Below are 24,878 nucleotides of genomic sequence, written 5' to 3'. Positions count from 1 at the left end.
CCCGGACAGGTGCGGCAGCACCGCCTCCGGGGAAATAGCGCGCAATGCAGTTTTCGTAGGTCGGGTAAGGCGTAAGCCGCCACCCGATAATAATGTGGCGCAATATCCAAAACGGGTTTGTCGGCAGTCACTAATAATAATTTTTTAAACATGCAATGCAGTTTTGAATATACGGAGAGGGAAAGATGGCGCTAAGCGATTTACTACAACATGCCTGCTTTCAGGCCAAAAAATTAACATCCGCCGCATTGCCCTCTGATTATCCGGCATGGGTTATCTTCTTTAGCGTCAGCGATGGCAAAGAGCGCGCGCATGTGCACATAGCGACAGGAACCAGCTTCGATCTCGCCTGGCTGGCAGGGGCCCGTGCCTTGCAAGCGTGGCGCAAGAAACAAGACAACGAGCCGCAATGGCTGCGCGTCGACGTGGTGGACAGCGTTGAAAAGCTGAGCTGGCAATCGCTCAGTGAAAAATTCCTCATTACCAAGCGCAACTATTTCCGCTTCGGTCTCGCTTTTGACCCGCAGTTTAGCTGCGCAATGCTCGAACAAGAGATTGCCGGGAACGCGCTGCTTTATGATGGTGATAACGGCGTGGTCGCGCCGAATAGCGTTAATCTGCAAAACTACGCCCAGCGGCGGTTTAAGCAAGAGCTCAACTGGCCAGAAGACCCACAGCAGCCTTTCTGGCGTTTCAAAACTCAGGGCGTCTTCTGCGATCGCTTTGGCGCAAAAGTGATTGAACATGACGGGCGGGGCTCCGGCTATCGCACGATTGGTGAAAACTGGCAGGATGAGTGCCTGGGCGAGGTGATTAAAAAAGGCACCGATTATTTAGCCCGCCAGGTGAAGAAAGACGGCCTTTATCATTACGGCTGGTTTCCCTGTTTCGACCGGCCAGTTCGCTCTTATAACGCGCTACGCCATGCCAGTTCCACCTATTCGCTGATTGAAGGCTGGGAGGCCACGCGTCAGCCCGCGGTGCGTGAGGCGATAGACCGGGCGATTGCGTATCTGGTGAGTCACCTGATTGAAGTCCGCACGCTGGACGATGGCCGCGAGGCGGCGTTTCTCTGCGACGTGGGTGATGAGATCAAACTCGGCGGCAACGCCGTCAGCATTCTGGCGCTGGTGAAGTACACCGAAGTCACTGGGGACAAGCAATATCTGCCGCTGATGGCACAGCTGGCGACCGGGCTTGCGTTTATGCAGGATCCGCTCAGCGGCGAGTTTGTCCATGTACTGAACAGCAAAGATCTCTCGCTGAAAGCCAAATTCCGCATCATCTATTACGATGGTGAAGCCGCTTTTGCCTTAATGCGCCTGTACGGCCTGACCAAAGAAGCACAGTGGCTGGAGATGGTGGAAAAAGCTTTCGCCTACTTCATTAAAAATAAACACTGGCAGCATCACGATCACTGGCTGAGCTACTGCGTCAACGAGTTGACCCGCTTTCGCCCGGAAGAGAAGTACTTTCGCTTTGGCCTGAGCAACGTGCGCGATCATCTTGATTTCGTGCTCCATCGAGTCACGACCTATCCTACGCTGCTTGAACTCATGATGGCGGCGTCTGAAATGGTGACCCGGCTGGACGCGTCGCCTGAGCATCGGCATTTGCTGAATGATTTTGACCAGCAGAAGTTTTGGCAGGCGCTGGAAACCCGCGCCCGCTATCTGTTGAACGGCTTTTTCTGGCCCGAACTGGCGATGTTCTTTAAAAATCCCGCGCGGATCGTCAACAGCTTCTTTATTCGCCACCACAGCTATCGCGTGCGAATTGATGATGTGGAGCACTATCTTTCCGGTTTTATTGCTTATCAGAAATATCATTTAGCGGCAAAAAAGCCGCCGCTCCAGCAGGACGACGCATTGCCGTCGAATAACGCGACCCCTGTTTTCCTGCTGGAGATGCTGCGCGATGTTGGCAATGGTATCGAAGTGGCGGCTATGCGTCGGGCGAAGCTGTTTACCGAACATCTGCGCACCGTACCGTGGCTGATTACCACGACGTGGGATCCCGCGTTACCGAAAACGGTAAAAGCGCTGAAAGCTCGCGGCGCGCTACCCGAAGAGGTGCCGGTTTATAATATTTATCAGTGGCTAAGTGACTGCCGGGAGATGAAGATACTCACCGCGCTGGCACCGTTAGCGGGGAATATTGAACTCAGGCACGCTGTAAATCCCGATGCGGATCTACCAGTGGGTAAAAACAATTATCTGCAGCGCCCTCAGGGAAATATCATTGAGGATTATCTTGATTGCGCGGGGAATATTCTTTTGCGCAAATGCTATGACGAGAAAAAAGCCAATGTGCAGTTAAGCTATCTTGAAATTGCCCTGGCGAACGGTGAAATGAAACGCTTTGCGCAAGAGGAAGCATTTTTCTCCTGGATGCTGGAAACCATGCTGGCGGGAAGAGGGAGCTGGCACTTTATTGTCGATAAGAATAAAACGTGGAAAAACTTTGTCTGCTCGCGCCCAGCCCAGCGTATGACGTGCTCGCTGAGCGCTATCATTCACTCTCATCACCAGTTGTCCAACGGTGAGCTGAAAAGCTCGTACCGGCATATTTTGCAACAACCGGACCTTGTGGATACGCTAATTATCCTGACCGATGAACAGTGGCAAGACTTGCAACAAGAAGGATTCCCGCACAAGCAAATGGCGGTGATTCCAAACCACCTGGATAACAGCAATATCCCTGCGGCCCCACAGAAAATTCCTTCACAAACGGTGATCTACCTGGCGCGCTATTCAGCGGAGAAACAGCATACCTTGCTGTTGAGCGCATTTCGCCAGGTTGTGGCGGCGATCCCTGGCGCGCAGTTGCATACCTATGGCGTTGGGCCGCTGCGGCGCAACTTAAGTGCACAGGTGGCGGAGTGGGGGCTTGAGCAGGCGATCCATATTAACGGCTTTACGTCGGATATCGCCCTGGCGCATAAAACGGCCTGCTGCACGGTGCTTTGCTCGACCCAGGAGGGGCAGTCTATTTCTGCCGTTGAAGCGATGGCCTACGGCACGCCGCTGATTAGTTTTGCGATTAAATACGGTCCGCGCGATATCCTGCAGGATATGCAGGCCGGGATTCTGGTGCCCTGCGGTGATGAAGACGCTTTGGCGGCGGCGTTGATAAAAGTCATCTCCGACAAAGCGTTGCAGCAAAGTATGCAGCAAGCTGCGCTGAGTAACGCTCAGCGCTATTACGCCAGCGCCATTGCCAGGCGCTGGGCGGCATGGCAGGAGGCAAGCGAGCGGTTGATCGTTGATGATGAGGAACCGTTGGTCGGAACTGGTCGGGCGGCTAACGTTGGATAGCCGTGCTCTTCGGTTTCGTTCGGAGGCGCGATGAGGCGAATCATCGCGCTGCTGCTGGCATCCTGCTGCTGCTCGCCGCTTGCGGCCCGCGATGTGCTGCAGGTTTCCCGCTGCGTGCCCGGTGCTTTGCTCCACGAGCATCGACTGGAAAAAGTGCACGTAGTGGATGACTTTCATATTTACTACAGCCTGCAGGGTAAGGATGCCCTGCAATATCCGCAGGATAGCCTCGGGGGAGGCGTGCCGGATGTGATAACGGATATCGCAAGCCAGCTCCAGGCGGCACAATATCTTTATACTACGCTGCTGGGGTTACATTCACCGCTGCAGCAGAAGATCTACGCCCAGGCCCGGCAGATTAATATCTACCTGCTGACTCTCCCAAAAGGCAACGGTCTGGCCTTCGATCGCGTAGCGGCGGAAACCATGAACGATGGCACTGTGCTTCCCTGCGGATTAAAAATTGTGCTTAACGCTGCGCTACAGCCCGCACGTAACGTTACCCCTGCCCACGAGCTTTTCCATTTGTACCAGTACGGCTACGCGGTGTTTAAACAAAAATGGTATCTGGAAGGGATGGCGCGCTGGATGGAAAATGCGTTCAGGCCCGCAGAAAAAAGAATCGCGCCGTTAGCTGAACTTCCTGCTTGCGAGAGTAACTTTTCTCGTGGCTATAATGCGGCGCCCTTCTGGGCTAGCTACGCACAGCACGCTTTCCCGGCGATAATCTTGCCGAATAAGGTGCTGGCATATCGCTATGTTGATGGCAGCCCGGTGTTTAAACTCCGGTCGCTGCCAGGGGGAGAGATGCTGCGGCCATTTTTTCAACAGTTAGCGCAAAGCAGCGCAGGTATTTCCCGCGAAATGAAGCTGGCTAATACCCGCTGGACTGAGAAACAGCAGCGGGACGGACAGTTCAACAGTCTGATTTGCCAGGCGCTGGCGGCGACGGAATCAGCTACGCATTGAGGTGCGGAACTCAGTTACTGTTCAGAATGTTTTGCCTCGAATTTAGAGTAAAACATATTAAGTTTTTCCGGTAGATCAATAATATCCGTTAAAATTCCGCGGGATAAATTAATATAGCCATCACTTTTCAGTTTCGACAGAATTCGCATTATCCCGCTGCGGGATAGAAAAGAATGGTCCATAATATAATTGCTTGCAGTTATTTTTCTTTTAATTTCATCGGGTTCGTTAAGTAGCTCAATAAGGTGGCTACGAATAATTTCGTATGCAGAAAGCTGGGATACGGTCAGACAATGAGCATATACTTTCGCTGAGCTATAGTCCTGAAGCATGGCGAGCGATTGCCACAGATTGTTTTTTGCAATTTCCTCATGGAATATTCGTTGCGGGAGCAGTAGTAAATTTGAAGTCTCTTTGGCTTTGACGTAAAGGTGACGCATGTATGATAATTGAGCGCTCGCACCGAAAATAAATGGCGCACACTCTGCATTAAGGATCATCCCATCACTGATGCGATTCAGGGCTACGCTTCCGCTAAGTAATATCAGGCATTGGCGCTCACCATTCTGCGTCAAGTTAATGTTGCGTTTTTTGTTAATCGTACATATTTTTCGCCCACTAGCGATTACTTCAATCAATTTTTCTATATCTTTCGTAGGCTTAACGACTTTTCTTAATATGTCATCCTGGAGTTGACTCTTGCTGTTCCTTTTCATTTTCTTCCTTCAGAACAAAGAATTAAAAGATCATTGACGTAAAATTGTACAATTTAAAAATAAAACAAACGCTCAGTCCAGATGGAGACTAATTGGAGCTTGTGAGGATTACCTTGCTGCTATAAATTACGACTTGTAATTTATCCCCATGAAATCATATTAGTCAATGTGATTTTTTGGTAAATGCGTAATATTTTATTCTTTAGATTAACACCGTTTTTGCGCAAATAATTTGTCCATTGCGCATCGTCTCTTGGGCCATGATTTCTATTTGTTCTATTTTCAACGTCAGGGAGTTTCATATGCATAAGTCTTTCATAAATAAAAAAACAGTAAGCTTTTTGTTTTTAATTACCTCCAGCGCAATTGCTGCCGATGGTACGATTAAATTTACCGGTAACATTGCAGACCAAACTTGTGTTGTAGACAGTTCATCGCAAAACCAGACTGTGGAATTAGGTAAAGTCACAAAAGCTTCATTAAATGGCGCTATTGGTCAGAAAAGTTCACCAACCCGCTTTACCCTGGTCATCAAGTCATGTCCGGAAACCGTTACCGGAGCGACATTCAAATTTGATGGTATCGGAGATGATAAATATCCTGATTTACTTACTCTGGATAGCGGGGTGACCGTGGCTTCGGGTGTTGCCGTTGAGATTGCTGACAAAACAGGTACGCCGATCCCGCTGCATATCGCTTCCCGCAATTATCCTCTGACTTCAGGAACAAACTCCCTTGATTTTGTCGCCCGCTATGTTTCGACCGCCGCAGCTGTGACGGTGGGCAGCGCCAACGCGACCACGCAGTTCACTATCATCTACAAATAACATTCGACTGACAGGGAAGAGTCTGAATATGAAAATGTGTGCAGCAATGCTTGCGCTGGTCTCTTTCACTACCAGCGTCCAGGCGGGGATTATTATTGGCGGCACGCGGGTCATTTATCCTGCGGAGAAAAAAAATGTGTCGCTAATGGTGAGTAATGAGAAATCCTCCGGCGTTTATTTGGTGCAAAGCTGGATAGAGTCAGATATTGCCGGGAAGACCTCACCGTTTATTGTGACTCCGCCCCTTTTTCGAATTCTTCCTAGCGAAGAAAACATGCTGCGTGTGGTTTTTGTGGGAGGAACGCTGCCGCAGGATCGTGAGTCTCTATTCTGGCTGAACGTGAAGTCTATTCCGGCGATGGACAGTCGTGAGGTGTCAGAGAATGCTCTCCGGATGGTCGTTAAGTCGCGGCTAAAACTACTTTATCGTCCGGCTGAACTGCGCGGATTACCCGAAGAGTCCTGGCAGGAATTGAAAGTAACCCATCAGGGAAGTCAGCTGGTTATTTCAAATCCCAGCGTCTACTTTGTCTCGCTTTATTCTTTGAATGTAGACGGTAAAGAATACAACAATATCAACATTGTTCCTCCAAAAGGAAGCATCAGATTACCTGCGGTAACGGCCTCTCAGGTGAGCTGGCGGGCAATCAACGACTATGGTGGTATCAGCCAGGCGGTTCATCGCCAGCTTTAGGGATATCTTTATGACCAGAACGTCATATCACCTGGTGATAACGGTGGCGTGGCTGAGCCATTTCCCCCTGTATGCGCAGGAAGTCTTTAATGTTCACGCATTAGAACTGGATAACCCGGCGCAGGGGATGGCAGACCTTTCTCTATTTACCCAGTCGGGCGGTCAGCCGCCCGGTATTTATTTGGTGAGTGTTTATATTAACGGTGAACGACAAGGGGAAGAGCAAAGCATTAACTTCGTGAGTGATGAACAGGGCAAACTACATCCAGAATTGACTTCTGCAATGCTGCATCGGTGGGGTGTTAAAACAGATTTCTTTTCTGCACAGGCTGATGATACGCCCATTGTGGCGCTTGAACGCTTTATTCCGATGGCCTCAACAGCGTTTATCTTTAACCAATTAAGATTAAATATTAGCATCCCGCAGGCGGCAATGTTGAACCCTACCCTGGATGTAATAGATAGTGCCGATTGGGATCAAGGTGTGTCGGCGGCATTGTTGAATTACAATCTGAGCGGTGGGCACGGCGGGAAAAACACCGATAGCGATCGTTATTACGCTAACTTGCAAAGCGGCGTTAATTTGGGGGGTTTTCGATTTCGTGACTACTCCATATGGAATTATGAGGGCAAATCAGGCGGCCGCTGGCAGTCTATTAGCCGTTATTTGCAGCGTGATATTGCGCCCTGGAAGAGCCAATTTGTTCTGGGAGATAGCTACTCACCGGCGGATGTATTTGACAGCCTGTCTTTTCGCGGCGTACAGCTGGCGTCAGATGACAACATGTTACCGGACAGCCTGCGCGGCTTTGCTCCGGTTATTCGTGGGATAGCGCATTCGAACGCGGAAGTCACGGTGAAGCAAAATGGTTACACGATTCTGCGCACCTACGTTGCGCCCGGCGCATTTACGCTCAACGATCTGTATCCGACATCGGCCGGCGGTGATTTGACGGTGACGGTACGGGAAGCGGACGGCAGCGAGCATTCGTTTCTCCAGCCTTTTTCCTCCGTGCCGCGGATGCAGCGTGAAGGGCGGTTGAAATACGCGGCCACCGTCGGTAACTATCGTGATAGCCAGGATAAACCGACTTTCGGGCAATTCACGTCGATGTATGGATTACCGAGCGGTATGACGGTGTACAACGGCGTGCAGCATGCCCAGGATTACCGTGCCTACGCGTTGGGAATTGGCTTGGGGTTAGGGTGGCTTGGCGCGGTTTCTGCTGATGTGACCGCCGCGCGCTCCAGGGCAGAAAAAGGCACCTCGTATCGCTTGTTATATTCGAAAAGCATAGCGCCAACCGGGACGAACATTAGCCTGGCGGGCTATCGTTATTCCACCAGCGGTTTTTACACTTTTGCTGATGCGTTTAACACCAGCGATAAAAACCAGAACGGTAATCGACGCCAGCGCCTGCAACTTGATATTTCTCAGCGCTTGGGGGCTATTGGTTCTCTGTTTTTGTCAGCATGGCAGCAAAATTACTGGCATAAAAAAGAGCGCGAACTGACGCTTAGCGGTGGCTGGAGCGGTCAACTATATAATGTTAGTTACAGCATACTTTACAGTCAGAGCCGATCGCCAAATGGGGCTTCAGCGAGTGAAGAACAGCTCGCGGTCAATATACAAATCCCACTTTCAGGGTTATTAACCGATAGCTGGGCGAATTTGAGCACCACGAGCGTAAAAAGAGGCGATACACGAGCACAAATTGGCATCGGCGGTAACGCGCTAGCCGAGCGTAATCTTAGCTATAGCGTGCAACAGAGTTATTCGAAAAGTGAACGTTCGGGTGGGAATCTCAGCGCTGATTATAAAGGCCAGTATGCGGAAATGAATGCGGGCTACAGTAACAGTGGCAATGCGCGACAACTTAATTACGGCCTTAAAGGCGGAGTGGTGCTGCATCCATATGGACTGACGTTTTCTCAGCCGCTTGCTGACCAAATAGCGATTGTCAGAACGCCGGGAGCCGAAGGAATTAAAGTGCAAAACTTTCCAGGCATCATGACTGATATCTGGGGGAACGCCGTGGTTCCTTATGTTAGCCCCTATCGGAAAAACAGCCTGCAGCTGAATGTTGAAGATCTCGGGGATAACGTTGATGTCGATTTGCCGGTTAAAACGATGATCCCAACGCAGGGGGCGGTGGTGGTGGCTAGCTACAGTACACGTATTGGTTATCGAGTACTGGTATCGCTGACCTGGAAAGGTGCTCCGATCCCCTTTGGCGCTATTGTCTCATCTTCTTCGACAGCGAACGGTATCGTGGGTAATGATGGCGAGGTTTATCTTTCTGGCGTTCAGGACGAAGAACATCTGACGGTTTTGTGGGGCAAAACGCAAATATGCAACGTATCGTTCAAATTGCCTCAATCGGATAGGCAGTCGGTTATTCGCCTCAGGGAGGAGTGTCGTTGATGAAAATTGTTCGCAGTTTGATGCTATTGGTTCTGTCTTTGCTGACGTTTGCGACGTACGCAGGTTGTGATGCCGTCAACGGCTGGAATAACCGGAAGCTGGCATTCAATTTCCCAAACCAATTTGTTGTTGCGGATAATTTACCGGTTGGCAGTGTTTTTTATGAAACAGAAGTCAGTGAAAATCATAATAAAGAACAGTATGCGAAATGCACGGGTAGAAATTCGAGAGGGGTAAAATATATAAACGGTTGGACGCCCAACAATAATGGGATTGCGGCAACCAATGTTTCCGGCGTTGGCATTCGCATTCATTGGTTATATCCAGCCGGTAAAGTGGTGTTAGTCCCCAATGACCCTTATGAAACATGGAGTCAAAATAGAACATTATCTTGGGAGTATGGGCCAAGGTGGAAGGTTGAGTTAATTAAGACAGGTGCGGTCTCCGCAGGCAGATTACAGACCGGTACATATACTGTTTATGGTGTAGGGCCTCGTTACGTCAGTGAACTTTATATTGCCGGGGGAGGCGATATTGTTACTCCCACTTGTTCGGTACTTTCGTCGATGATTAATGTGCCTCTGGGTCGTCGTTTACAATCTGAATTTAGTGGGCCAGGTAGTACCACATCCTGGCAATCTGTAAATATTCCACTTAACTGCGCGAAAGGGGCCAAAATTAACGTGCGCATAGAGGCTGACGCAGATGCTTCCCACGCTCCGGGCGTAATGAAATTAGACTCCCAGCGGGGGGATATGGCGGCAACGGGAGTAGGTATTCAACTTTGGTACCAACCTGATGGTGGAAGCGCGGTGGAATTTGGCCGAGAGACTGACTACTACACTTCTCTCTACGGTGGTAATGAGGTCGTCAAACTTAAGGCACGTTATTATCAAACGGGTCCCCGGGTGACGGCCGGTATTGCTAATGGCACGGCGACGTTTACGATAACCTATCATTGAAGTTGCGTGGCATTGGTAAAAAGCCCTGACTGTTCAGGCAGGGCTTTTATCTGTTGGGATAAGGCAAAGGGAATCAATTCCGCAGTCTTGGCGCCTGAAGCTGCTGACGAATCGTTCTCGCCAGCTCATCCATTGAGGGTTGTTCAGGGTGTTCGTCGCTGGGTTCGCTGCTTAGCTGCGCTTCCGCAAGGTAAGTGTGAATCGGCTGCCCATCATCGTCTTCCATAACCACGTGATACCATGGGGCCATGCGCAGTTCGTCGTTAGCGGCGATTTCGTCTTCTTCCGGCTCCGTGAGCGAATACTCAGGATCGACATCCACAATGACGCCCAGGTAACCCAGGAGCGTGTGGCGAACCTGTTGGCCGATACCGAATTTGCTGGCTATCATAAGCACCTCCTGGGAAACGTGATTACCTGCTATACCTGTCATACTTCAAGCTGCATGTGCGTTGGCTTTCCTCGCTCACCCCAGTCACTTACTTGAGTAAGCTCCTGGGGATTCCTTGCGTCGCCGTCTTCCTGCAACTCGAATTATTTAGGGTATAAATGCGGGCAGATTCTCCACTTTTCAACTTACATGATGCGACAGGCAAACCCTTTCAGATACAGCCCTTCCGGGTAGGTTGCAATCACCGGGTGATCGGCAGCCTGACGGAACTGCTCTATAAATTGTACATCACGCCCGGCATCCAGGGCGGCATCGGCGATGATTTTCTGAAATAAATCGGTGGTCATCAGGCCGGAGCAGGAGAAGGTCAGCAGCACGCCGCCGGGGTTCAACAATTGGATCGCCAGCATGTTGATGTCTTTATAGCCGCGACAGGCGCCCATCAGCTGGCTTTTGTTTTCGACGAACTTTGGCGGGTCCATCACAATAACATCGAACTTTTCGCCTTGATCGCGATATTTACGCAGCAGCTTGAAGACGTCATCACGGACAAATTCCGCTTTCGACAGATCCAGCTTATTCAGCTCAACGTTCTGTTTTGCGACGTCCAGCGCTTCCTGTGAGGTGTCAACGCTGACCACCTGACTGCAGCCACCCATCAACGCGGAAATGGCAAAACCCCCGGTATAGGAGAAGCAGTTCAGCACACGTTTATCCGCAACATAGCGACGCGTCGCCAGACGGCTGTCGCGCTGGTCGAGGTAATAACCGGTTTTGTGACCGCCCTGAATGTCCACCAACAGCTGCATACCATGTTCGGTAATCGGCAGCAGGGCAGGCGGCAGTTCGCCGACGACCGGCCCCTGCGCCAGATCCAAACCCTCTTTTTTGCGCACCGCGACGTCGCTGCGATCGTAGATAGAGCAGTTCGGGAACAGCGTTTGCAGTGCGCTGACAATCGGTGCGCGCTGGTATTCCGCACCGGCGCTCAGCAGCTGCAGAACAAAAAAGTCGCCAAAACGGTCGATAGTCACGCCCGGCAGGCCGTCGGATTCACCGGCAATCAGACGATAGCTATCAAGGCCGTCGCGGGCCGCCAGCCACTCGCGCCAGGTCTGCGCCTGCTGCAGGCGACGTTCGAAGAAGGCGTTATCGATGGCTTCATCGCGATCAAAGCTCCAGACGCGGGCGCGGATCTGTGAAGAAGGAGAGAACGCCCCGCGGGCCAGCCATTTTCCCTGCGAATCAACAATATCGATGGTTTCACCGGAGCGGGCTTTACCTTCCATCCGGGCGACAGCACCGGAGAAAATCCATGGATGGCGACGCAGCAGGGATTTCTCGCGTCCTTTGGTTAACACTAAGCGGGGGAAAACGGAATCTGTCATGGGGCTACCTTTAAGCAACAGGGATGTCGGCACCGAAAAATGGCGCGTAGGTTAGCACAAGTGGCCGATGCAAGCACCATTCCACCGGTATTGACAGGTGAGCGTTTCGGCACAAAACACAGGCGCTTTGGCACAATAAAAATCACGCCAGGATCTTACAGTGTTTTCCTCACGCATGGAGGAAAACACAATGAAAACAGAATTAAAATTAGCGGTCGTGATAATGGCTATGATGAGCGGCGTGGCGATTGCCGCCCCCTTTAGCGTCAGCAGTGCGGATATGCGCAAAGGTGCGACTCTGGCGCAGGCGCACTGGTTTGGCGGCTTTGGCTGCTCAGGCGGAAATATCTCGCCGCAAATCGCCTGGAAAAATGCGCCTGCGGGCACCCGCAGTTTTGCGGTGACCGCTTACGACCCGGATGCGCCGACCGGCAGCGGCTGGTGGCACTGGACGGTAGTGAATATCGCCAGTCAGGTAACGAGTTTAGCCTCTGGTGCCGGAGATAAAAATAACGCTAAACTGCCTGCTGGGGCGGTACAAGGGCGTAATGACTTTGGTTATGCAGGTTTTGGCGGCGCGTGTCCGCCTGCCGGAGACAAACCTCATCGCTATCGCTTTACGGTGTGGGCGCTCAATACGCCGACATTACCCATTGATGCCCAGGCTAGCGGGGCGTTAGTCGGTTTTATGTTGCATAGCCACGTAATCGCCAGCGCGGAATTAACAGCGATGGCCGGGCGATAAACAAAAATAAGGGCAGCCTGATGCGGAGTATCAATTTTCAGCATAATGCTTTAACGGCGGCGGAAATCACCACCCGGCGATTATGCAAGCTGCATCGCGTCACGCTGTTTTCTCCTGCGCTCTGTCGGGTAAACCGCGGCAGTAAGGTGATTGTGCAGGGCGTCAGTCAGATGCTGGCGACGCCGCAGCAGCTGATCATTTTGCCTGCCGATGTTGAGCTTGAAGTGATTAATCAGCCGGAAAATGGGTTATTTTGCTCCGATCTTCTTTCATTAACTCCGGAACTGCTGGCGGATTTTAAGGCTCTCTATATGAACGAGCCGCAGACCGGGCGTCTGACATCGCTGTGCGCGCCGCTTGCCCCTGAACTGACGTTTATGTGGCAGAACGTCCTACAGGCGGTACGCGGAGGGCTTTCCGCCCAGCTACAGCATCATCAGGCAATGGGATTGCTGTTGGCGCTGTATCAGGCAGGATACGCCGGACCCTTACTCAACGAGCGGCAGCAGGATTTAACCGGTCAGGTCAGGCAAATTATTATGCTGTCGCCAGCCGAGACGTGGAGTGTGGCGAAAGTCGCTAAAATGCTGTTTCTGGGCGAATCGACGCTGCGCCGCCGCCTGCAACAGGAGTCACGGAGCTTCCGCCAGATAGTGGAAGAGGTGCGTATGGCCTACGCGCTGGGGCAATTACAGTCGACGTCGCGGCCCATTGGTGAAATTGCGCTAAACAGCGGCTACCTGTGCGGATCTCGCTTTACCGCTCGTTTTCGCCAGCATTATGGCGTATTGCCCAAGCATGTACGTTGAAAGAATTTGCTATCCTCAGTATTGAGTCATTAGCCGAAAAGGAGAGGGAACATGGCAACGGTTTGCACGATGGCGTGGGTATACGGTTCCGTTCAGGGCGTCGGCTTTCGCTATTCAACCCAGCGTGAGGCGCTACGGCTCGGGCTAACGGGTTATGCGCGTAATCTTGATGACGGTGGCGTAGAGGTTCTCGCCTGTGGCGAATCTCAGCAGGTGGATAAGTTAATTGACTGGCTGAAGGCCGGTGGGCCACGCAGCGCGCGGGTCGACAGAGTGCTGACAGAACCCCATCAACCTACCAGAGAGTGGCAAAAGTTCGCCATTCTGTATTAGATGCATTTGACCGGTTTGGGCAGCCCGGCAATTTTTGTCGCCTGCTTAGCCGGGCCTTTCGGGAACAGACGGTAAAGGTAGCGGCTGTTGCCTTTCTCTTCGCCGAACTTATTCGCCATCGCTTTCACCAGCATACGAATGGCCGGTGAAGTATTGAACTCCAGGTAAAAGTCGCGCACAAAGCGCACCACTTCCCAATGCTCGGCGGATAGGGTGATCCCTTCCTGCTCAGCGATAACTATCGCCATCGCTTCATTCCACTGGGTGGTATCTTTCAGATAACCGTCGTTATCGGTCTCAATTTCATTGTCTTCAAAGATAAACATAATTTTTCACATACCGCTGAAACTGGCGGCAGTGTAGCAAAAAATAAGGCCCCGCATAAGCGGGGCCTCGGAACTGCCGGGGAGAAGGTTAATCTCTGCTGGCGAAGCCAAGGATGCTCAGCAGGCTGACGAAGATGTTGTACAGCGAGACGTACAGGCTAACGGTCGCACGGATGTAGTTGGTTTCACCGCCGCGGATGATGTTGCTGGTCTCAAACAGGATGGCGCCTGAAGAAATCAGGATAAACACCGCGCTGATCGCCAAGTGCAGAGCTGGCAACTGCAGGAAAATGTTTGCGACCATACCGATAAGTACGACCACCACGCCCGCCATCAGCATCCCGCCAAGGAAGGACATATCTTTGCGCGTGGTCAGCACGTAGGCCGAGCAGCAGAAGAACACCAGCGCGGTACCGCCCAGCGCCAGACCAATCAAATCGCCCATGCCCGCAGACAGGTAAGCGTTAAGCATTGGCCCCAGGATATAACCCAGGAAGCCAGTAAAGGCGAATGCCGACAGAATACCGACCGGTTTATTCGCTGTTTTATAGGTCAGGAACATCAGGCCATACATACCGACCAGCGTCAAAATCAGACCCGGAGAAGGTAGCATTAGCACCGTGCTGGCCGTCGCCGTAATGGCGGAGAATGCCAGCGTCAGGCTAAGCAGGAAATAGGTGTTTCGCAGAACTTTGTGCGTGCTGAGCAGCGATGAACGGTCACGCGACGATGTAATTATACGATCCATGAGTCACTCTCTTATGACAGATGTAATTAATAACCAAGCATAAAAAAAGCAGAGCTGAAGCCATAGTGCTTTTACCCATCTTTACTTAGCCCTGAGCAGCTTTATATAGCATATTATTCCGTAAAATATCACGTGAATAGCATGTTCGTATGTTCAGTTTGAAGAATTAGATCTAAATCTGATAAGTAACTGAAAAATATTGTGTTATCGCCATTCTGCGACTAAGTCTGGAGAGGGTACAAACCAAACGTAATAAAGGCAAGGGATATGAAATCACAAAAATATAATCACATCACACGTGTGCTACTGGCGGTCGGCCTGTTCTCAATGGCAATCCCGGCGCTGGCCGCTCAGGTGCCGCCGGGAACGGTATTGGCAGAGAAGCAGGAATTAGTCAGAAATAACGGTAGCGAGCCATCATCGCTGGATCCGCATAAAGTCGAAAGTGACGTTGAGTTTAATATCCTCAGCGATCTCTTTGAAGGATTGGTCAGCGTTTCACCGGCGGGGGAGATCCAGCCTCGACTGGCGGAAAAATGGGAAAATAAGGATAACACCGTCTGGACATTTCATTTACGTCCAGGCGTAACCTGGTCCGACGGTTCGGCAATCACCGCGCAGGATGTTGTCTGGAGCTGGCAGCGCCTGGTCTCACCGCTTACCGCTTCCCCTTATGCGAGTTATCCTGGCAACATTCATATCGTTAACGCTGCAGAGATCGCGCGGGGGCAAAAAACGCCCGAGACGCTGGGGGTGAAAGCCATTGATGACACGACTCTTGAGGTAACTTTGAATCAGCCGAATGCGGCGTTCCTGGCAATGCTGGCACACCCTTCGATGGTTCCACTCGATAAAGTGCTTATCGCGCGTTATGGCGATAAGTGGACTAAGCCGGAGCATATGGTGACCAGCGGTCCCTATAAGCTCTCAACCTGGGTAGTGAATGAGCGCATCGTGGCCGAGCGCAATCCGCGCTACTGGGACAATGCGCATACCGTTATCAATAAGGTGACATATTTGCCGATAAGCTCCGAAGCTGCCGATGTGAACCGCTATAAAGCGGGTGAGATCGACATAGTGTATACCGTGCCGATTAACCAGTTTGCTCAGCTTAAAAAAACCATGGGCGATCAACTGAATGTTTCGCCGCAGCTGGCAACCTACTATTACGAGTTCAATACTACCCGTCCACCGTTTAACGATCCCCGTGTACGTCGCGCGCTAAATATGGCGCTTGACAAAGATATTATCGCCGAGAAGGTGCTGGGGCAGGGACAGCGTCCGGCGTGGCTTATCAGTCAGCCGGAAGTTGGTGGAGTCAAACTGCAAAACCCGGAGTACGCCAGCTGGCCGCGCGATAAACGAATTGCCGAGGCGAAAAAGCTACTGAATGAGGCGGGCTATAATGAGGCCCATCCACTAGTGTTTAATCTGCTCTACAACACTTCGGAATCGCATCAGAGAATTGCCATTGCTGCCAGTTCGATGTGGAAAAAGAATCTTGGCGTTGAGGTGAAGCTGCAAAACCAGGAGTGGAAAACCATGCTCGATACCATGCATACGCATAATTTTGACGCTGTGCGCTATTCGTGGATTGCCGATTATGATGACGCGGCGACTTTCCTTAATAACTTCCGTACTGGCGATAGTGAAAACACCACCCAATACAGCAATCCTGCCTACGATGAGGCGCTGCATAATGCGGCCAAAGCGGCTGATGCGGCGACCCGAGGTAAGTTCTACCAGCAGGCCGAGGATATGTTGGGGCAGGATGTACCTGCCGTTCCGGTTTATCACTACGTGCGTACACACCTGGTGAAGCCGTGGGTGGGTGGGTTCACGCCTGACAAGCTGGGGTATTACTACACCAAAGATATGTACATCAAAAAACACTAACGATGAGAGGGTGGTTTGCGCTGAAATTCTGCGCAAACCGCCTGAATTTCAGGCGAATAGCACGATTTTGTTTATTTTTAAGGCGGTTGAATAAAATCGTGCTTTACAGCCCGAACGGAGGTGTTTATAGTGCGCCTCATTGGAAGCGTGGCCGAGCGGTTGAAGGCACCGGTCTTGAAAACCGGCGACCCGAAAGGGTTCTAGAGTTCGAATCTCTACGCTTCCGCCAAATTTGTAATAAAATCAATAACTTGAAGTATGGTTTTGATTTTATGGTGCATAAAGTGGTACAAAAAAAGCCCGTTTATACGGGCTTTTTTTACATCTAAAATCCGTCCTTTCTCACTAAAAATCCTTTCAGATACTCATCTTTCGGGTGAGGGCAAATCCATTTCGAACCGTGCTCTGTTAAGAAATCAGGGAACAATCCTCCCAGCGCTAAGTCCTCAAACATACTCCGAGCAGGTAAAGCGACATATCAGCATGGGACCCTGTAGCCCAAACGTATTGCGCTGATGGTTTACTGGACAACCGATTGTTCTGTCGGTTAAAACAGCTAAAGAGAGCGTAATGGATTGCAGGAGGACGGATGAAAAGAAGTGAAATCAGGAAAGCACTGGAAGGATGGTTTGATGTTGAACGCTATGAGGCGATAGAGAAGCTAAGCCTTCAACAGTTTTATGTGGAGATTGAGCGGCGTATCTTGGCCTACAGGATGTTGCTGAGCCGGAATACCATACCAACCTTTAATCGATTATTGCTGGATGACTACCGCTATAAAATTTTGCGAGGCGAAATCTTTTTCAGTGGTGATACTGCCACCCTTGGACATGAGCTTGCCAGAACCTACGCAGTAAACCCTACGACACGAAGCCACGCGCAATTTTATGCGAAAACGCTGGCATTAACCGAAGCCACTCCTGAGCTTTCCGCGTTAAGCGAATCCGAATTTCTGTCCGAGTATCTAAAAGAAACATCGCTGAAAAACCTTGCCCGTATTACGGTCGATATTCATCTGGAAGAGGCATCAACTGAAGAAATCATTGAACATCTGAAAGTGCTGATCCCCCAATGGAAGAGACAGCTAAAGATGAAAGCTCCTGCGGAACGGGAGTATCGTTTCGGCAAAAGCACGTTCAGAAAAATTATTGAATATCGTCTTATTCCGATGATGGACCTGATTTTCTGGGGTGAGGACAATGGCGTCAAAATCCCGCTTTCATTGATTTCTTCGCTGCTTCACGAAGACAGCGACAACGATCGTGATGAAGGAATGCTAAAGGCAACGGACTACCCGCTGGCAATGGCTTTTCTGACTGATGCAAGCTATCTAAAATCGCTTGAAGATTACATCATGCAAAACAATCACTTAAAAGACTCACCGATTGATAAGCATGTTGAGGATGATAAGAAGAAGAAAAAAGCAGCCAAGTAAAAAGGGTTACGTTCGCTGTGAGCGAACGTGATCGCATCCAGCCTTAACGAATCTTTTTTCGTTCAACTCCCTTCGATTTTTTCATAAAACTCTTCTTTGAGCGTCCCTAAAATGTCATAAGCAAATTCGCTATTATTGTTCTCGTCGCAACAACATAGAGAAAAACGAAATCTTATAGAGATTACGTTAAACAATAGAGGACAAACAATGAAAGAAAATAATGAAAACAACGTAAAACGATTTATCCGTGTTCCAGATGTTCTTAACCGAGTGGGGTTCAGCCGCACTACCTTATATGAGCGTATTAAGGAAGGGAACTTTCCTGACAGGGTAAAAATAGGACCAAGGTGTGTCGCTTTTGTTGAAAGTGAGATAGATGAATGGATCGAGCAGACTATTCAGGTATCACGCAAACAAGCAGCTTAATAAATGTTAATCATATAATGATATAAGGAGGTTTTATGTAAAAAAAAATCAAAACCAAAAAGAAGTTTGCTGTTAACGATATCCTTTTCCAAAATGGAGTAATACAGATTTTCTGTAGGGATGTTTTCAATTAAAATATCAGAAGGAAATAAATATGAATAATGTAATAAGTGAAGCTCATGTAATAAAAGTCACCAATGAGTCCACCAGATGGTTTCTTGCAAAATCATTTTCCTGTTATGAACTTTATCTTCATAACATGCAGGAGTATATGGGCGAGAAGTTTTGTAAAAATGTCGAGGATATGAAATACATGGATGATGTTTTTGACAAGGTAATAGATAACAGTAAGGAAGGATTTAATCAGTTTGTTAAAGAGCACGGTGGTTCAGGCTCTCTGAAAGAAGTATTCTTTGATGAGATTAAAGTGAATTTGAGATTTATGCATAACGTGATTTTTAACCCTGATTAATAATGTCATTTGCTCTATTTAGCCCCGTCAAGGGGCTAATAATCGACCTAAGAAGGAACGTGTAAATGGAAAATAATATTTCAGTAATAGTAGGTATGTTATGTGAAAAAACGCCTGAGACACTTAGAGTCATCCAAGAAAGCTTCGACGTTTTTCTTGCTCTGAGTGGTTATTCTATCGAGGAAATCATGGAGGGTAAAAACTTATTGGAGGCTTTGAGTTGACATGTGAATAATGAACTGGTTGACGAGATAGATTTAGAATATGGTTCTGTAATCATAGAACTTGCTTATAAAAATAGTTCTCCCAGTGTGGGTCAAAATAAACTGAATTCCAAATAATCATATAGCTATGAGGGTTAATTATGTTTAAAGAAAAGATAGGTGTTAATAAATCAACCGAACTGTTTTATGACCTTGCATGTAGATCGTTTAGCGCAAGCTGGAATATGTTCATGGGAGTTAATGGTGATGGTGACGCCAATGATTATTTGGATGACCCAGATTTTATGAGTCCATTTATTATCCATGTGATTAATCATATTCAGAACAACTTTGAAAGATTCACTGCTCAAGAAGGAAACAGTGGTGATATTAATCAGGTTAACTTTGAACAGATCGCTGCCATGTTAGTAGGGTATTCAGAAATCTTCAGAAAATAATAACGAATATTGCCCCGCAGGGGCTAACCAAAAAATATAAGAGGAAAATATTAATGACAAATAAAATATCTGTAGTAGTAAGTATGTTGTGCGAGGGAACCTCCGAAGTGATGAACACCATTCAAGAAAGCTTAGATGTGTTTGTTGCTCTGAGTGGATATTCAGTAGAAGAAATAATTGAAGATAAGAACTTAGTTGATGCACTAAATCGACATATCAATAACGATTTAGTTGATGAGTTAGATCTGGAATATGGATCTGTCATTATCAATCTTGTTTATAACGACTAGTATTTTACTAACTATTAACTGAAAAATAAGGATAGGAAAATGAAAGAGATTGTATTGAACAGTTATGATAAAACAAAAAACCATCTTATTGCTAACATCTTACAAGGATTCTGTGATGAAATATATACCATTTATGAAGAAGAACCTGAAACAGCAATCTATATTATGAGTTGGGGCAAACTTTCAGAAGTTATTTATGATGTGGTTATAACTCGTGAGATAATGAAATACTCTATCAACAATAATATATATGATATCGATAAAAATGATTTGAAGGAAGAGATCTTACATTGGCATCTGGAGCATATCATTGAACTTGTGTTTAAAAATATAAATCAGAATGAAAATCAAGATCCTACTTATTGGAAGTTAAAAATAACACTTATTTAATATTTAGATGTAATGATTATTCCCTCGAAAGAGGGAAATAATAAAACTAAGAGGTTTAAGATGATTGATGAATTCCACGTAATGTATATGTATAGAAAAATCCAAGCTGAAGCGGCTACTACCGACATCAAAACACTGGAACAGCTTTTGAAGAAGTTCCGTCAAGTTGTTGCGGAGCGCCGGGAAGAATACTATCAGGAGATCGGTGAGAAGAAGGCATATAATTTGAAAATAAAAAGATTACAAAAGTTGATTATGAAAATGGCGTGTGACCGGATTTTACCAGAAGACCTCTGATAACGACGAGATTCTGGAGGAACATGTATCGGGAATATGCTGCGCTTACGATGGAACTGTCAGAGTAAATCTTTTACATATGCTTCTTTTTGAGATCATTTATAGAAGTAGTGATTGACACACAAGCTCTTGATAATGACAATGATAATCATTACCATTTATGTTGTTGGCAGGTTATGTAATTGTTATGAGGTGTTAATTTTGACAGGGGATTGAAACAGATGGATAAGTTACTCTTTGATGACATAGTTTCTGATACCTTACTTATTCCTTTATGGATGAGGGCAGAAGAAAGTCGTCGATCAGACCGTCTCTTCGAAGATAAGGAAGCTGAAGAGCTGGTGAGATTATTGTCAGTTGATTTTTCTAAATTTGAGAATAAGAAACTGACCAGAGTAGGGACGGCGATCCGTGTAAGTTTGTTTGACCATTGGGCGCAAAGAACCTTGCGCAGGAAAAACCCAGTTCTGGTTCATTTAGGATGTGGTCTGGATAACCGGTTTAGCCGTGTTGATAATGGTGAAGGGATACATATCAATATTGATTTGCCAGAAGTAATTTCATTTAGAAATAAATTAAATATTAATAATAATGAACGTAATATATTTATGGTCGGATCTATTCTGGAAACAGAGTGGATGGATTCCTTACTAGACAAATACCCTGAAGGTTCATTTTCTTTCTTTATAGAAGGTGTTCTTGTCTATTTTACCGAGCAACAGGTTAAGCAGTTATTCAATGAACTGATCAAGCGTCTCCGGGGAGCAAGCATTTGCTTCGATGGTTACTCGAATCGACTGGTGAAAAAATCAGATTCACACGAAACCGTTGGACAGATGAAGGCGCGTTTTAAATGGGGTATTGATGATATAAAACAGCTGGAAAACTGGAGTCCCCATTTAAAGCATGTCTCGACAGATTATATGATGAAACTTCATCCGAGAAAGTGGGGAAGGTATTCGCTGGTTCGCTTGATTCCGGGCATGGCGAAATGTGCTTTTGTCTCTGTTTTCCGTATAACGCCCTGAACCTGTCTCGTGTGAGCAGGTGTTGTCGGGCGGACGCATTCATATGTTCTAATTGTGGAAAAACACATGATTTTTGATGAGAAAAAGAAACGCGCCATTGCCATAATGGAAAGCAAGAAGATGTGGCGTAGTAACTATGCCCCTCCTTTGCTACGCCTCGCATGGAAAGCTGGCCTCAAGATCCCACCATTACCTTTTGCCTCGTTCTGGCAAATTACCCTGTTGATGGGGGTATGGTTTGGCCCGGCATGGGGGATTTGTATGTGGTTTTCTTCATGGAAGGACAGTGGTATGCAACCGGGCGTTGCATTTGTCTCAAGCATAGTCGCAGGTATTTGCTTTGGTGTTCTTATGGCTGCGTATCATTGGTGGCGAAAGGTAGTTAACAATCTGCCTGACTGGGATAGTCTGGAGTAAAGATCTCTGTAGAGGCGCTATAGCCTTTAAATGGACTGGGTGTGACATGGGAAAAATGAAATATTGGTTAATAGCGGGATTTATTATCCTTCTTGCGATTGTTTATGCTGCTATCAGTGACAGGGATTCTACGCTTTCTAGGTTGAAATCAGCAGGTGAAAACGGAGATGTAGAAGCTCAGTATGCGTTGGGTCTCATGTATTTATATGGAGAAATACTGGATGTCGATTATCAGCAGGCAAAGATTTGGTATGAAAAAGCCGCTGCCCAAAATGATCCGCGTGCGCAGGTTAAACTCGGTTTGATGTATGCAAATGGTCTCGGGGTAAATCAGGATTATCAACAGGCCAAATCTTGGTATGAAAAAGCATCGGTTCAAAATGATGTTGATGCGCAATTTTTGCTTGGAGAGATGTATAACGATGGTCTCGGGGTAGGCCAAGACTACCAACAGGCAAAGATGTGGTATGAAAAAGCTGCTGCTCAAAATGATGAGCGTGCTCAGGTCAATCTCGCTGTTCTATACGCAAAGGGTAACGGGGTAGAACAGGATTATCGTCAAGCCAAAAGCTGGTATGAAAAGGCTGCAGCCCAAAATAGCCCTGATGCGCAGTTCGCCCTTGGAATTCTGTATGCCAATGCTAATGGTGTAGAGCAGGACTACCAGCAGGCAAAAGACTGGTATGAGAAAGCAGCAGAACAAAATTTCGCCAATGCTCAGTTTAATCTTGGTATGCTCTATTACAAAGGTGAGGGAGTTAATCAAAACTTTCAGCAAGCCAGAGAATGGTTTAAAAAAGCCGCGTCTCAAAATCAGCTGAATGCTCAATATAATTTAGGTCAGATCTATTACTACGGTCAGGGCGTAACTCAGAGCTATCGAAAGGCGAAGGAATGGTTCGAAAAAGCAGCTGGGGAAGGTCATGTCGATGCTCAGTATAACCTTGGCGTAATATACGAAAATGGTGAAGGGGTTGGGCAGGACTTTCATCAGGCGAGGGCTTGGTATGAAAAGGCTGCTGCTCAAAATGATGCGCAGGCACAGTTCGATCTTGGCGTTATGAATGAGCTTGGTCAGGGGGGAAGTATAAATCTGAAACAAGCAAGAACTTGGTTTGGGCTGGCATGTAAGAATGGGCATAAGGAAGGATGTAAACGACAGGAATAGTCAATGGGAATTAAATAAATATCAAACCGAAGATTATTAATTTATAGTGAGCCTTATATATATGGCGTAATCTTGAATGGTTATTTAATTTCAAACAACAAAAAGGTATGAAATAATACTTTATTGTTAAATGAAAATCAAAGTAATTACGATGAAGTTAGTAATAAAAATACTTACAGTTATTAATGCGTTAAATTTAATTTTCGAATAAGAACATAAGCTTTCGTATAACAAAGCGGAAAAAACAGGGGAGGTTAACAAAAACAACGTCATAACGAATGACGCGCCAGAATGTATTTTGTCATCAACTATGGTGAAGAATACCATCGTGTTAATAATAAAACCTATATAATAGAAAGATATCGTTAATAGTTGGGCATTTTTACCATCAATCTCTTTGAGCCAATAATTCATATTTTCTTCCGCTGTTATTTTTAATATTACTTATTTATTATCATGTTTTAGGAAAAAATCAAGCATTTAATAAATACTTGTAAACATCACTAAATTTAATTAAGCTATATACTTTGATATACACATACTTCAGGAAGATGAAATGAGTGATGAAAAAGAACAGTTGACTAAAAATTCATTGACTACTTTCGGTTTTTTGGGACTTGTTATTTCTGGGCTTATCATTGGCATTTTTGTTCTTGCATTATATGGGGTGCTTATTTATTTTGTGACTGAAAAAATACCTGCAGAGTTATATATGATAATTCTAGTGCCGCTACTTTCCTCATTAATTTTGTTATATATTTATTTAAGATGCGGTGAGAGGATCAAAAAAATAAATGATGCTTTTTTATTCTTTGTTGCAGCTGTAAAAGCTATGCAGCTAGCAGGGGAAAGTATTGGATACACAGTAGGCATAGAAAATTATTTCCCTGTGCCAAATAGCTTAGGTCTGTTGATAATAATCTCTAGTTCGGCTGTCCTGAAGGCAATGATAAGCTTTTTAGAAGTCTTTAAAAAAGAGGACCGTATTGTTTCTTGGTTAAATCGTAAAATAAAATTATCTGACAGTAAAGCAGACAGAAACTAATATTTGGATAAAAATTATTGTTGAGAGAATCGTTAAAAAGATAATACCAAGTTTTGAGTATACTCGCTTAGTTCAAAAAACGTACTAAATCAGGCAGTGTGTCAGTCGATATATACTAATATAGTTATCTTAAACATCTAGAGGGAGAATACGGGTTTCTGCAACAGAAGCATGGAACCCGTATCACACTCAAAATTTAAATCGCAAAGTCTTCCAGCGTCTTACCTGCTTCAATAGCAGCAGCCATTGCTTTAGGAGTGCGGCCCTGACCTGTCCAAGTCTGCTCATTGCCGTTTTCATCTGTATATTTGTATTTAGCTGGACGAGGAGCGCGGGTCGATTTGGCTTTAGGCTGAGATGAGCTAACTACAGAAAGGAGTTCAGCCGGGTCAATACCATCCTCTAACAGTTTCTGACGGAAGGCTTGCAGCTTAGCCTGACGTTCTTCTTGTTCTTTACGGACGGCTCTTTCTTCCTCACGACGATCTTCAACGACAGCAGAGAGTTTTTCCAGCATCTCTTCTAGAGTTGCCAGATCGGTTTCACGAGCATGTGCGCGAAGTGTACGAATATTGTTCAGTGCCTTGAGAGCTTCACTCATAGTTTATATATCTCCTGTATAAAAAATGGCCGTTTCAAGGTGAATGTATGCAATACTGTTGAACAGTCAAAAGCATATCAGTTAATCAATAATATAGTAAAT

Annotated in this window: 28 protein-coding genes and 1 tRNA gene; 23 read left to right on the top strand and 6 right to left on the bottom strand. The window is 47.1% G+C overall.

Annotation, left to right across the window (positions count from 1 at the left end; translation table 11 throughout):
- The first annotated feature begins 185 nt into the window (after positions 1 to 185).
- Positions 186 to 3,317: a glycosyltransferase gene (locus tag ACMYSL_RS18600; protein WP_434659425.1), complete on the top strand. Its 3,132-nt coding sequence runs from the start codon at positions 186 to 188 to the stop codon at positions 3,315 to 3,317.
- 30 nt (positions 3,318 to 3,347) lie between these two features.
- Positions 3,348 to 4,286 (top strand): peptidase, encoded by a 939-nt coding sequence (locus tag ACMYSL_RS18595; protein ID WP_434659423.1) that lies wholly within the window; start codon positions 3,348 to 3,350, stop codon positions 4,284 to 4,286.
- Positions 4,287 to 4,300: 14 nt separating this feature from the next.
- Here the strand turns inward: ACMYSL_RS18595 and ACMYSL_RS18590 are convergent, their stop codons facing one another.
- Entirely contained in the window at positions 4,301 to 5,002 is a 702-nt protein-coding gene (locus tag ACMYSL_RS18590; protein ID WP_434659421.1) for a helix-turn-helix domain-containing protein, read from the bottom strand.
- A 302-nt stretch (positions 5,003 to 5,304) separates the two neighbouring features.
- Between ACMYSL_RS18590 and ACMYSL_RS18585 the strand changes: the two genes are divergently transcribed.
- Genes ACMYSL_RS18585 through ACMYSL_RS18570 form a run of 4 tightly spaced genes read left to right on the top strand, consistent with a single transcriptional unit; the run spans position 5,305 to position 9,910 of the window.
- Positions 5,305 to 5,829, top strand: coding sequence for a fimbrial protein (locus ACMYSL_RS18585; RefSeq protein WP_434659419.1), 525 nt, complete (start codon positions 5,305 to 5,307; stop codon positions 5,827 to 5,829).
- 46 nt (positions 5,830 to 5,875) lie between these two features.
- Entirely contained in the window at positions 5,876 to 6,523 is a 648-nt protein-coding gene (locus ACMYSL_RS18580) for a fimbrial biogenesis chaperone (RefSeq protein WP_434659417.1), read from the top strand.
- A gap of 10 nt (positions 6,524 to 6,533) precedes the next feature.
- A complete protein-coding gene (locus tag ACMYSL_RS18575) occupies positions 6,534 to 8,948 on the top strand; it encodes a fimbria/pilus outer membrane usher protein (RefSeq protein WP_434659415.1) in 2,415 nt (804 codons plus the stop codon).
- Positions 8,948 to 9,910: a fimbrial protein gene (locus ACMYSL_RS18570; RefSeq protein ID WP_434659413.1), complete on the top strand. Its 963-nt coding sequence runs from the start codon at positions 8,948 to 8,950 to the stop codon at positions 9,908 to 9,910. Before ACMYSL_RS18575 ends, ACMYSL_RS18570 begins: the two co-directional genes overlap by 1 nt.
- Positions 9,911 to 9,983: 73 nt before the next feature.
- Here the strand turns inward: ACMYSL_RS18570 and hspQ are convergent, their stop codons facing one another.
- On the bottom strand, positions 9,984 to 10,301 hold the full coding sequence (gene hspQ, locus ACMYSL_RS18565) for a heat shock protein HspQ (RefSeq protein ID WP_182237686.1): 318 nt from the start codon (positions 10,299 to 10,301) through the stop codon (positions 9,984 to 9,986).
- Positions 10,302 to 10,486: 185 nt separating this feature from the next.
- Positions 10,487 to 11,689, bottom strand: coding sequence for a 23S rRNA (cytosine(1962)-C(5))-methyltransferase RlmI (rlmI, locus tag ACMYSL_RS18560; protein ID WP_287855319.1), 1,203 nt, complete (start codon positions 11,687 to 11,689; stop codon positions 10,487 to 10,489).
- Between the two features lie 190 nt (positions 11,690 to 11,879).
- Here rlmI and ACMYSL_RS18555 point away from each other — a divergent pair, with 190 nt between their 5' ends.
- From ACMYSL_RS18555 to yccX, 3 genes are read left to right on the top strand one after another with little or no spacing between them, the layout of a single operon-like run.
- A complete protein-coding gene (locus ACMYSL_RS18555; protein ID WP_434659411.1) occupies positions 11,880 to 12,434 on the top strand; it encodes a YbhB/YbcL family Raf kinase inhibitor-like protein in 555 nt (184 codons plus the stop codon).
- 20 nt (positions 12,435 to 12,454) lie between these two features.
- On the top strand, positions 12,455 to 13,243 hold the full coding sequence (locus ACMYSL_RS18550; protein WP_434659409.1) for a helix-turn-helix transcriptional regulator: 789 nt from the start codon (positions 12,455 to 12,457) through the stop codon (positions 13,241 to 13,243).
- A 51-nt stretch (positions 13,244 to 13,294) separates the two neighbouring features.
- A complete protein-coding gene (yccX, locus tag ACMYSL_RS18545; protein ID WP_304257776.1) occupies positions 13,295 to 13,576 on the top strand; it encodes an acylphosphatase in 282 nt (93 codons plus the stop codon).
- Here the strand turns inward: yccX and tusE are convergent.
- Both tusE and yccA read right to left on the bottom strand, forming a co-directional pair.
- The gene (gene tusE / locus ACMYSL_RS18540) at positions 13,573 to 13,902 is read right to left on the bottom strand and encodes a sulfurtransferase TusE (protein WP_182237696.1); all 330 of its coding nucleotides are present in this window, start codon (positions 13,900 to 13,902) and stop codon (positions 13,573 to 13,575) included. The genes yccX and tusE overlap by 4 nt on opposite strands.
- A gap of 88 nt (positions 13,903 to 13,990) precedes the next feature.
- Complete coding sequence (gene yccA / locus ACMYSL_RS18535) at positions 13,991 to 14,650, bottom strand: FtsH protease modulator YccA (protein ID WP_112215297.1); 660 nt, start codon at positions 14,648 to 14,650, stop codon at positions 13,991 to 13,993.
- A 267-nt stretch (positions 14,651 to 14,917) separates the two neighbouring features.
- Here yccA and ACMYSL_RS18530 point away from each other — a divergent pair, with 267 nt between their 5' ends.
- The 14 genes from ACMYSL_RS18530 to ACMYSL_RS18465 all read left to right on the top strand — a co-directional run bounded on the left by ACMYSL_RS18530 (position 14,918) and on the right by ACMYSL_RS18465 (position 24,175).
- Entirely contained in the window at positions 14,918 to 16,546 is a 1,629-nt protein-coding gene (locus ACMYSL_RS18530) for an ABC transporter substrate-binding protein (RefSeq protein ID WP_434659406.1), read from the top strand.
- A 141-nt stretch (positions 16,547 to 16,687) separates the two neighbouring features.
- Positions 16,688 to 16,775: transfer RNA gene (locus ACMYSL_RS18525), tRNA-Ser, on the top strand.
- A gap of 360 nt (positions 16,776 to 17,135) precedes the next feature.
- Positions 17,136 to 17,981 carry a DUF6387 family protein gene (locus tag ACMYSL_RS18520; RefSeq protein WP_434659405.1) on the top strand — a complete coding sequence of 282 codons (846 nt, stop codon included), beginning with the start codon at positions 17,136 to 17,138 and terminating at the stop codon, positions 17,979 to 17,981.
- 207 nt (positions 17,982 to 18,188) lie between these two features.
- The gene (locus ACMYSL_RS18515; RefSeq protein WP_434659403.1) at positions 18,189 to 18,407 is read left to right on the top strand and encodes a helix-turn-helix transcriptional regulator; all 219 of its coding nucleotides are present in this window, start codon (positions 18,189 to 18,191) and stop codon (positions 18,405 to 18,407) included.
- 154 nt (positions 18,408 to 18,561) lie between these two features.
- On the top strand, positions 18,562 to 18,879 hold the full coding sequence (locus ACMYSL_RS18510) for a hypothetical protein (protein WP_434659401.1): 318 nt from the start codon (positions 18,562 to 18,564) through the stop codon (positions 18,877 to 18,879).
- Between the two features lie 65 nt (positions 18,880 to 18,944).
- The gene (locus tag ACMYSL_RS18505; protein WP_434659399.1) at positions 18,945 to 19,103 is read left to right on the top strand and encodes a hypothetical protein; all 159 of its coding nucleotides are present in this window, start codon (positions 18,945 to 18,947) and stop codon (positions 19,101 to 19,103) included.
- A gap of 140 nt (positions 19,104 to 19,243) precedes the next feature.
- Positions 19,244 to 19,540: a hypothetical protein gene (locus ACMYSL_RS18500; RefSeq protein WP_434659397.1), complete on the top strand. Its 297-nt coding sequence runs from the start codon at positions 19,244 to 19,246 to the stop codon at positions 19,538 to 19,540.
- Positions 19,541 to 19,593: 53 nt separating this feature from the next.
- Positions 19,594 to 19,830, top strand: coding sequence for a hypothetical protein (locus ACMYSL_RS18495; protein WP_434659395.1), 237 nt, complete (start codon positions 19,594 to 19,596; stop codon positions 19,828 to 19,830).
- A gap of 39 nt (positions 19,831 to 19,869) precedes the next feature.
- Complete coding sequence (locus tag ACMYSL_RS18490; RefSeq protein WP_434659393.1) at positions 19,870 to 20,220, top strand: hypothetical protein; 351 nt, start codon at positions 19,870 to 19,872, stop codon at positions 20,218 to 20,220.
- A 60-nt stretch (positions 20,221 to 20,280) separates the two neighbouring features.
- Positions 20,281 to 20,517, top strand: a complete 237-nt coding sequence (locus tag ACMYSL_RS18485; RefSeq protein WP_434659391.1) for an H-NS family histone-like protein — start codon at positions 20,281 to 20,283, stop codon at positions 20,515 to 20,517.
- Between the two features lie 221 nt (positions 20,518 to 20,738).
- Positions 20,739 to 21,545, top strand: coding sequence for a class I SAM-dependent methyltransferase (locus tag ACMYSL_RS18480; protein WP_434659389.1), 807 nt, complete (start codon positions 20,739 to 20,741; stop codon positions 21,543 to 21,545).
- 66 nt (positions 21,546 to 21,611) lie between these two features.
- A complete protein-coding gene (locus ACMYSL_RS18475) occupies positions 21,612 to 21,962 on the top strand; it encodes a DUF6404 family protein (RefSeq protein ID WP_434659387.1) in 351 nt (116 codons plus the stop codon).
- 46 nt (positions 21,963 to 22,008) lie between these two features.
- The gene (locus ACMYSL_RS18470; protein WP_434659385.1) at positions 22,009 to 23,130 is read left to right on the top strand and encodes an SEL1-like repeat protein; all 1,122 of its coding nucleotides are present in this window, start codon (positions 22,009 to 22,011) and stop codon (positions 23,128 to 23,130) included.
- A gap of 556 nt (positions 23,131 to 23,686) precedes the next feature.
- The gene (locus ACMYSL_RS18465; RefSeq protein WP_434659383.1) at positions 23,687 to 24,175 is read left to right on the top strand and encodes a hypothetical protein; all 489 of its coding nucleotides are present in this window, start codon (positions 23,687 to 23,689) and stop codon (positions 24,173 to 24,175) included.
- Positions 24,176 to 24,371: 196 nt separating this feature from the next.
- On the opposite strand, the gene ACMYSL_RS18460 is transcribed toward ACMYSL_RS18465, so the two are convergent.
- Entirely contained in the window at positions 24,372 to 24,776 is a 405-nt protein-coding gene (locus ACMYSL_RS18460; RefSeq protein WP_434659381.1) for an H-NS family histone-like protein, read from the bottom strand.
- Positions 24,777 to 24,878: the final 102 nt, after the last annotated feature.

Source organism: Klebsiella sp. MISC125 (assembly GCF_051131775.1).
Taxonomy (GTDB): Bacteria; Pseudomonadota; Gammaproteobacteria; order Enterobacterales; family Enterobacteriaceae; genus Klebsiella.
The sequence above is the reverse complement of the archived record's forward strand: the minus strand, read 5'-3'. Positions and strand labels throughout refer to the sequence as shown.

Excerpts from the sequence above, each read along its gene's own strand:
- ACMYSL_RS18580 (WP_434659417.1), top strand. The coding sequence starts at position 5,876 with ATGCTTGCGCTGGTCTCTTTCACTACCAGCGTCCAGGCGGGGATTATT.
- ACMYSL_RS18555 (WP_434659411.1), top strand. The coding sequence starts at position 11,880 with ATGAAAACAGAATTAAAATTAGCGGTCGTGATAATGGCTATGATGAGC.
- ACMYSL_RS18465 (WP_434659383.1), top strand. The coding sequence starts at position 23,687 with ATGAGTGATGAAAAAGAACAGTTGACTAAAAATTCATTGACTACTTTC.
- ACMYSL_RS18550 (WP_434659409.1), top strand. The coding sequence starts at position 12,455 with ATGCGGAGTATCAATTTTCAGCATAATGCTTTAACGGCGGCGGAAATC.
- tusE (WP_182237696.1), bottom strand. The coding sequence starts at position 13,902 with ATGTTTATCTTTGAAGACAATGAAATTGAGACCGATAACGACGGTTAT.
- ACMYSL_RS18460 (WP_434659381.1), bottom strand. The coding sequence starts at position 24,776 with ATGAGTGAAGCTCTCAAGGCACTGAACAATATTCGTACACTTCGCGCA.
- ACMYSL_RS18485 (WP_434659391.1), top strand. The coding sequence starts at position 20,281 with ATGATTGATGAATTCCACGTAATGTATATGTATAGAAAAATCCAAGCT.
- ACMYSL_RS18595 (WP_434659423.1), top strand. The coding sequence starts at position 3,348 with ATGAGGCGAATCATCGCGCTGCTGCTGGCATCCTGCTGCTGCTCGCCG.
- ACMYSL_RS18530 (WP_434659406.1), top strand. The coding sequence starts at position 14,918 with ATGAAATCACAAAAATATAATCACATCACACGTGTGCTACTGGCGGTC.
- ACMYSL_RS18575 (WP_434659415.1), top strand. The coding sequence starts at position 6,534 with ATGACCAGAACGTCATATCACCTGGTGATAACGGTGGCGTGGCTGAGC.
- ACMYSL_RS18500 (WP_434659397.1), top strand. The coding sequence starts at position 19,244 with ATGTTTAAAGAAAAGATAGGTGTTAATAAATCAACCGAACTGTTTTAT.
- ACMYSL_RS18520 (WP_434659405.1), top strand. The coding sequence starts at position 17,136 with ATGAAAAGAAGTGAAATCAGGAAAGCACTGGAAGGATGGTTTGATGTT.
- ACMYSL_RS18600 (WP_434659425.1), top strand. The coding sequence starts at position 186 with ATGGCGCTAAGCGATTTACTACAACATGCCTGCTTTCAGGCCAAAAAA.
- ACMYSL_RS18570 (WP_434659413.1), top strand. The coding sequence starts at position 8,948 with ATGAAAATTGTTCGCAGTTTGATGCTATTGGTTCTGTCTTTGCTGACG.
- ACMYSL_RS18480 (WP_434659389.1), top strand. The coding sequence starts at position 20,739 with ATGGATAAGTTACTCTTTGATGACATAGTTTCTGATACCTTACTTATT.
- yccA (WP_112215297.1), bottom strand. The coding sequence starts at position 14,650 with ATGGATCGTATAATTACATCGTCGCGTGACCGTTCATCGCTGCTCAGC.
- rlmI (WP_287855319.1), bottom strand. The coding sequence starts at position 11,689 with ATGACAGATTCCGTTTTCCCCCGCTTAGTGTTAACCAAAGGACGCGAG.
- ACMYSL_RS18505 (WP_434659399.1), top strand. The coding sequence starts at position 18,945 with ATGGAAAATAATATTTCAGTAATAGTAGGTATGTTATGTGAAAAAACG.
- ACMYSL_RS18475 (WP_434659387.1), top strand. The coding sequence starts at position 21,612 with ATGATTTTTGATGAGAAAAAGAAACGCGCCATTGCCATAATGGAAAGC.
- ACMYSL_RS18470 (WP_434659385.1), top strand. The coding sequence starts at position 22,009 with ATGGGAAAAATGAAATATTGGTTAATAGCGGGATTTATTATCCTTCTT.
- ACMYSL_RS18515 (WP_434659403.1), top strand. The coding sequence starts at position 18,189 with ATGAAAGAAAATAATGAAAACAACGTAAAACGATTTATCCGTGTTCCA.
- ACMYSL_RS18590 (WP_434659421.1), bottom strand. The coding sequence starts at position 5,002 with ATGAAAAGGAACAGCAAGAGTCAACTCCAGGATGACATATTAAGAAAA.
- ACMYSL_RS18490 (WP_434659393.1), top strand. The coding sequence starts at position 19,870 with ATGAAAGAGATTGTATTGAACAGTTATGATAAAACAAAAAACCATCTT.
- hspQ (WP_182237686.1), bottom strand. The coding sequence starts at position 10,301 with ATGATAGCCAGCAAATTCGGTATCGGCCAACAGGTTCGCCACACGCTC.
- ACMYSL_RS18510 (WP_434659401.1), top strand. The coding sequence starts at position 18,562 with ATGAATAATGTAATAAGTGAAGCTCATGTAATAAAAGTCACCAATGAG.
- yccX (WP_304257776.1), top strand. The coding sequence starts at position 13,295 with ATGGCAACGGTTTGCACGATGGCGTGGGTATACGGTTCCGTTCAGGGC.
- ACMYSL_RS18585 (WP_434659419.1), top strand. The coding sequence starts at position 5,305 with ATGCATAAGTCTTTCATAAATAAAAAAACAGTAAGCTTTTTGTTTTTA.
- ACMYSL_RS18495 (WP_434659395.1), top strand. The coding sequence starts at position 19,594 with ATGACAAATAAAATATCTGTAGTAGTAAGTATGTTGTGCGAGGGAACC.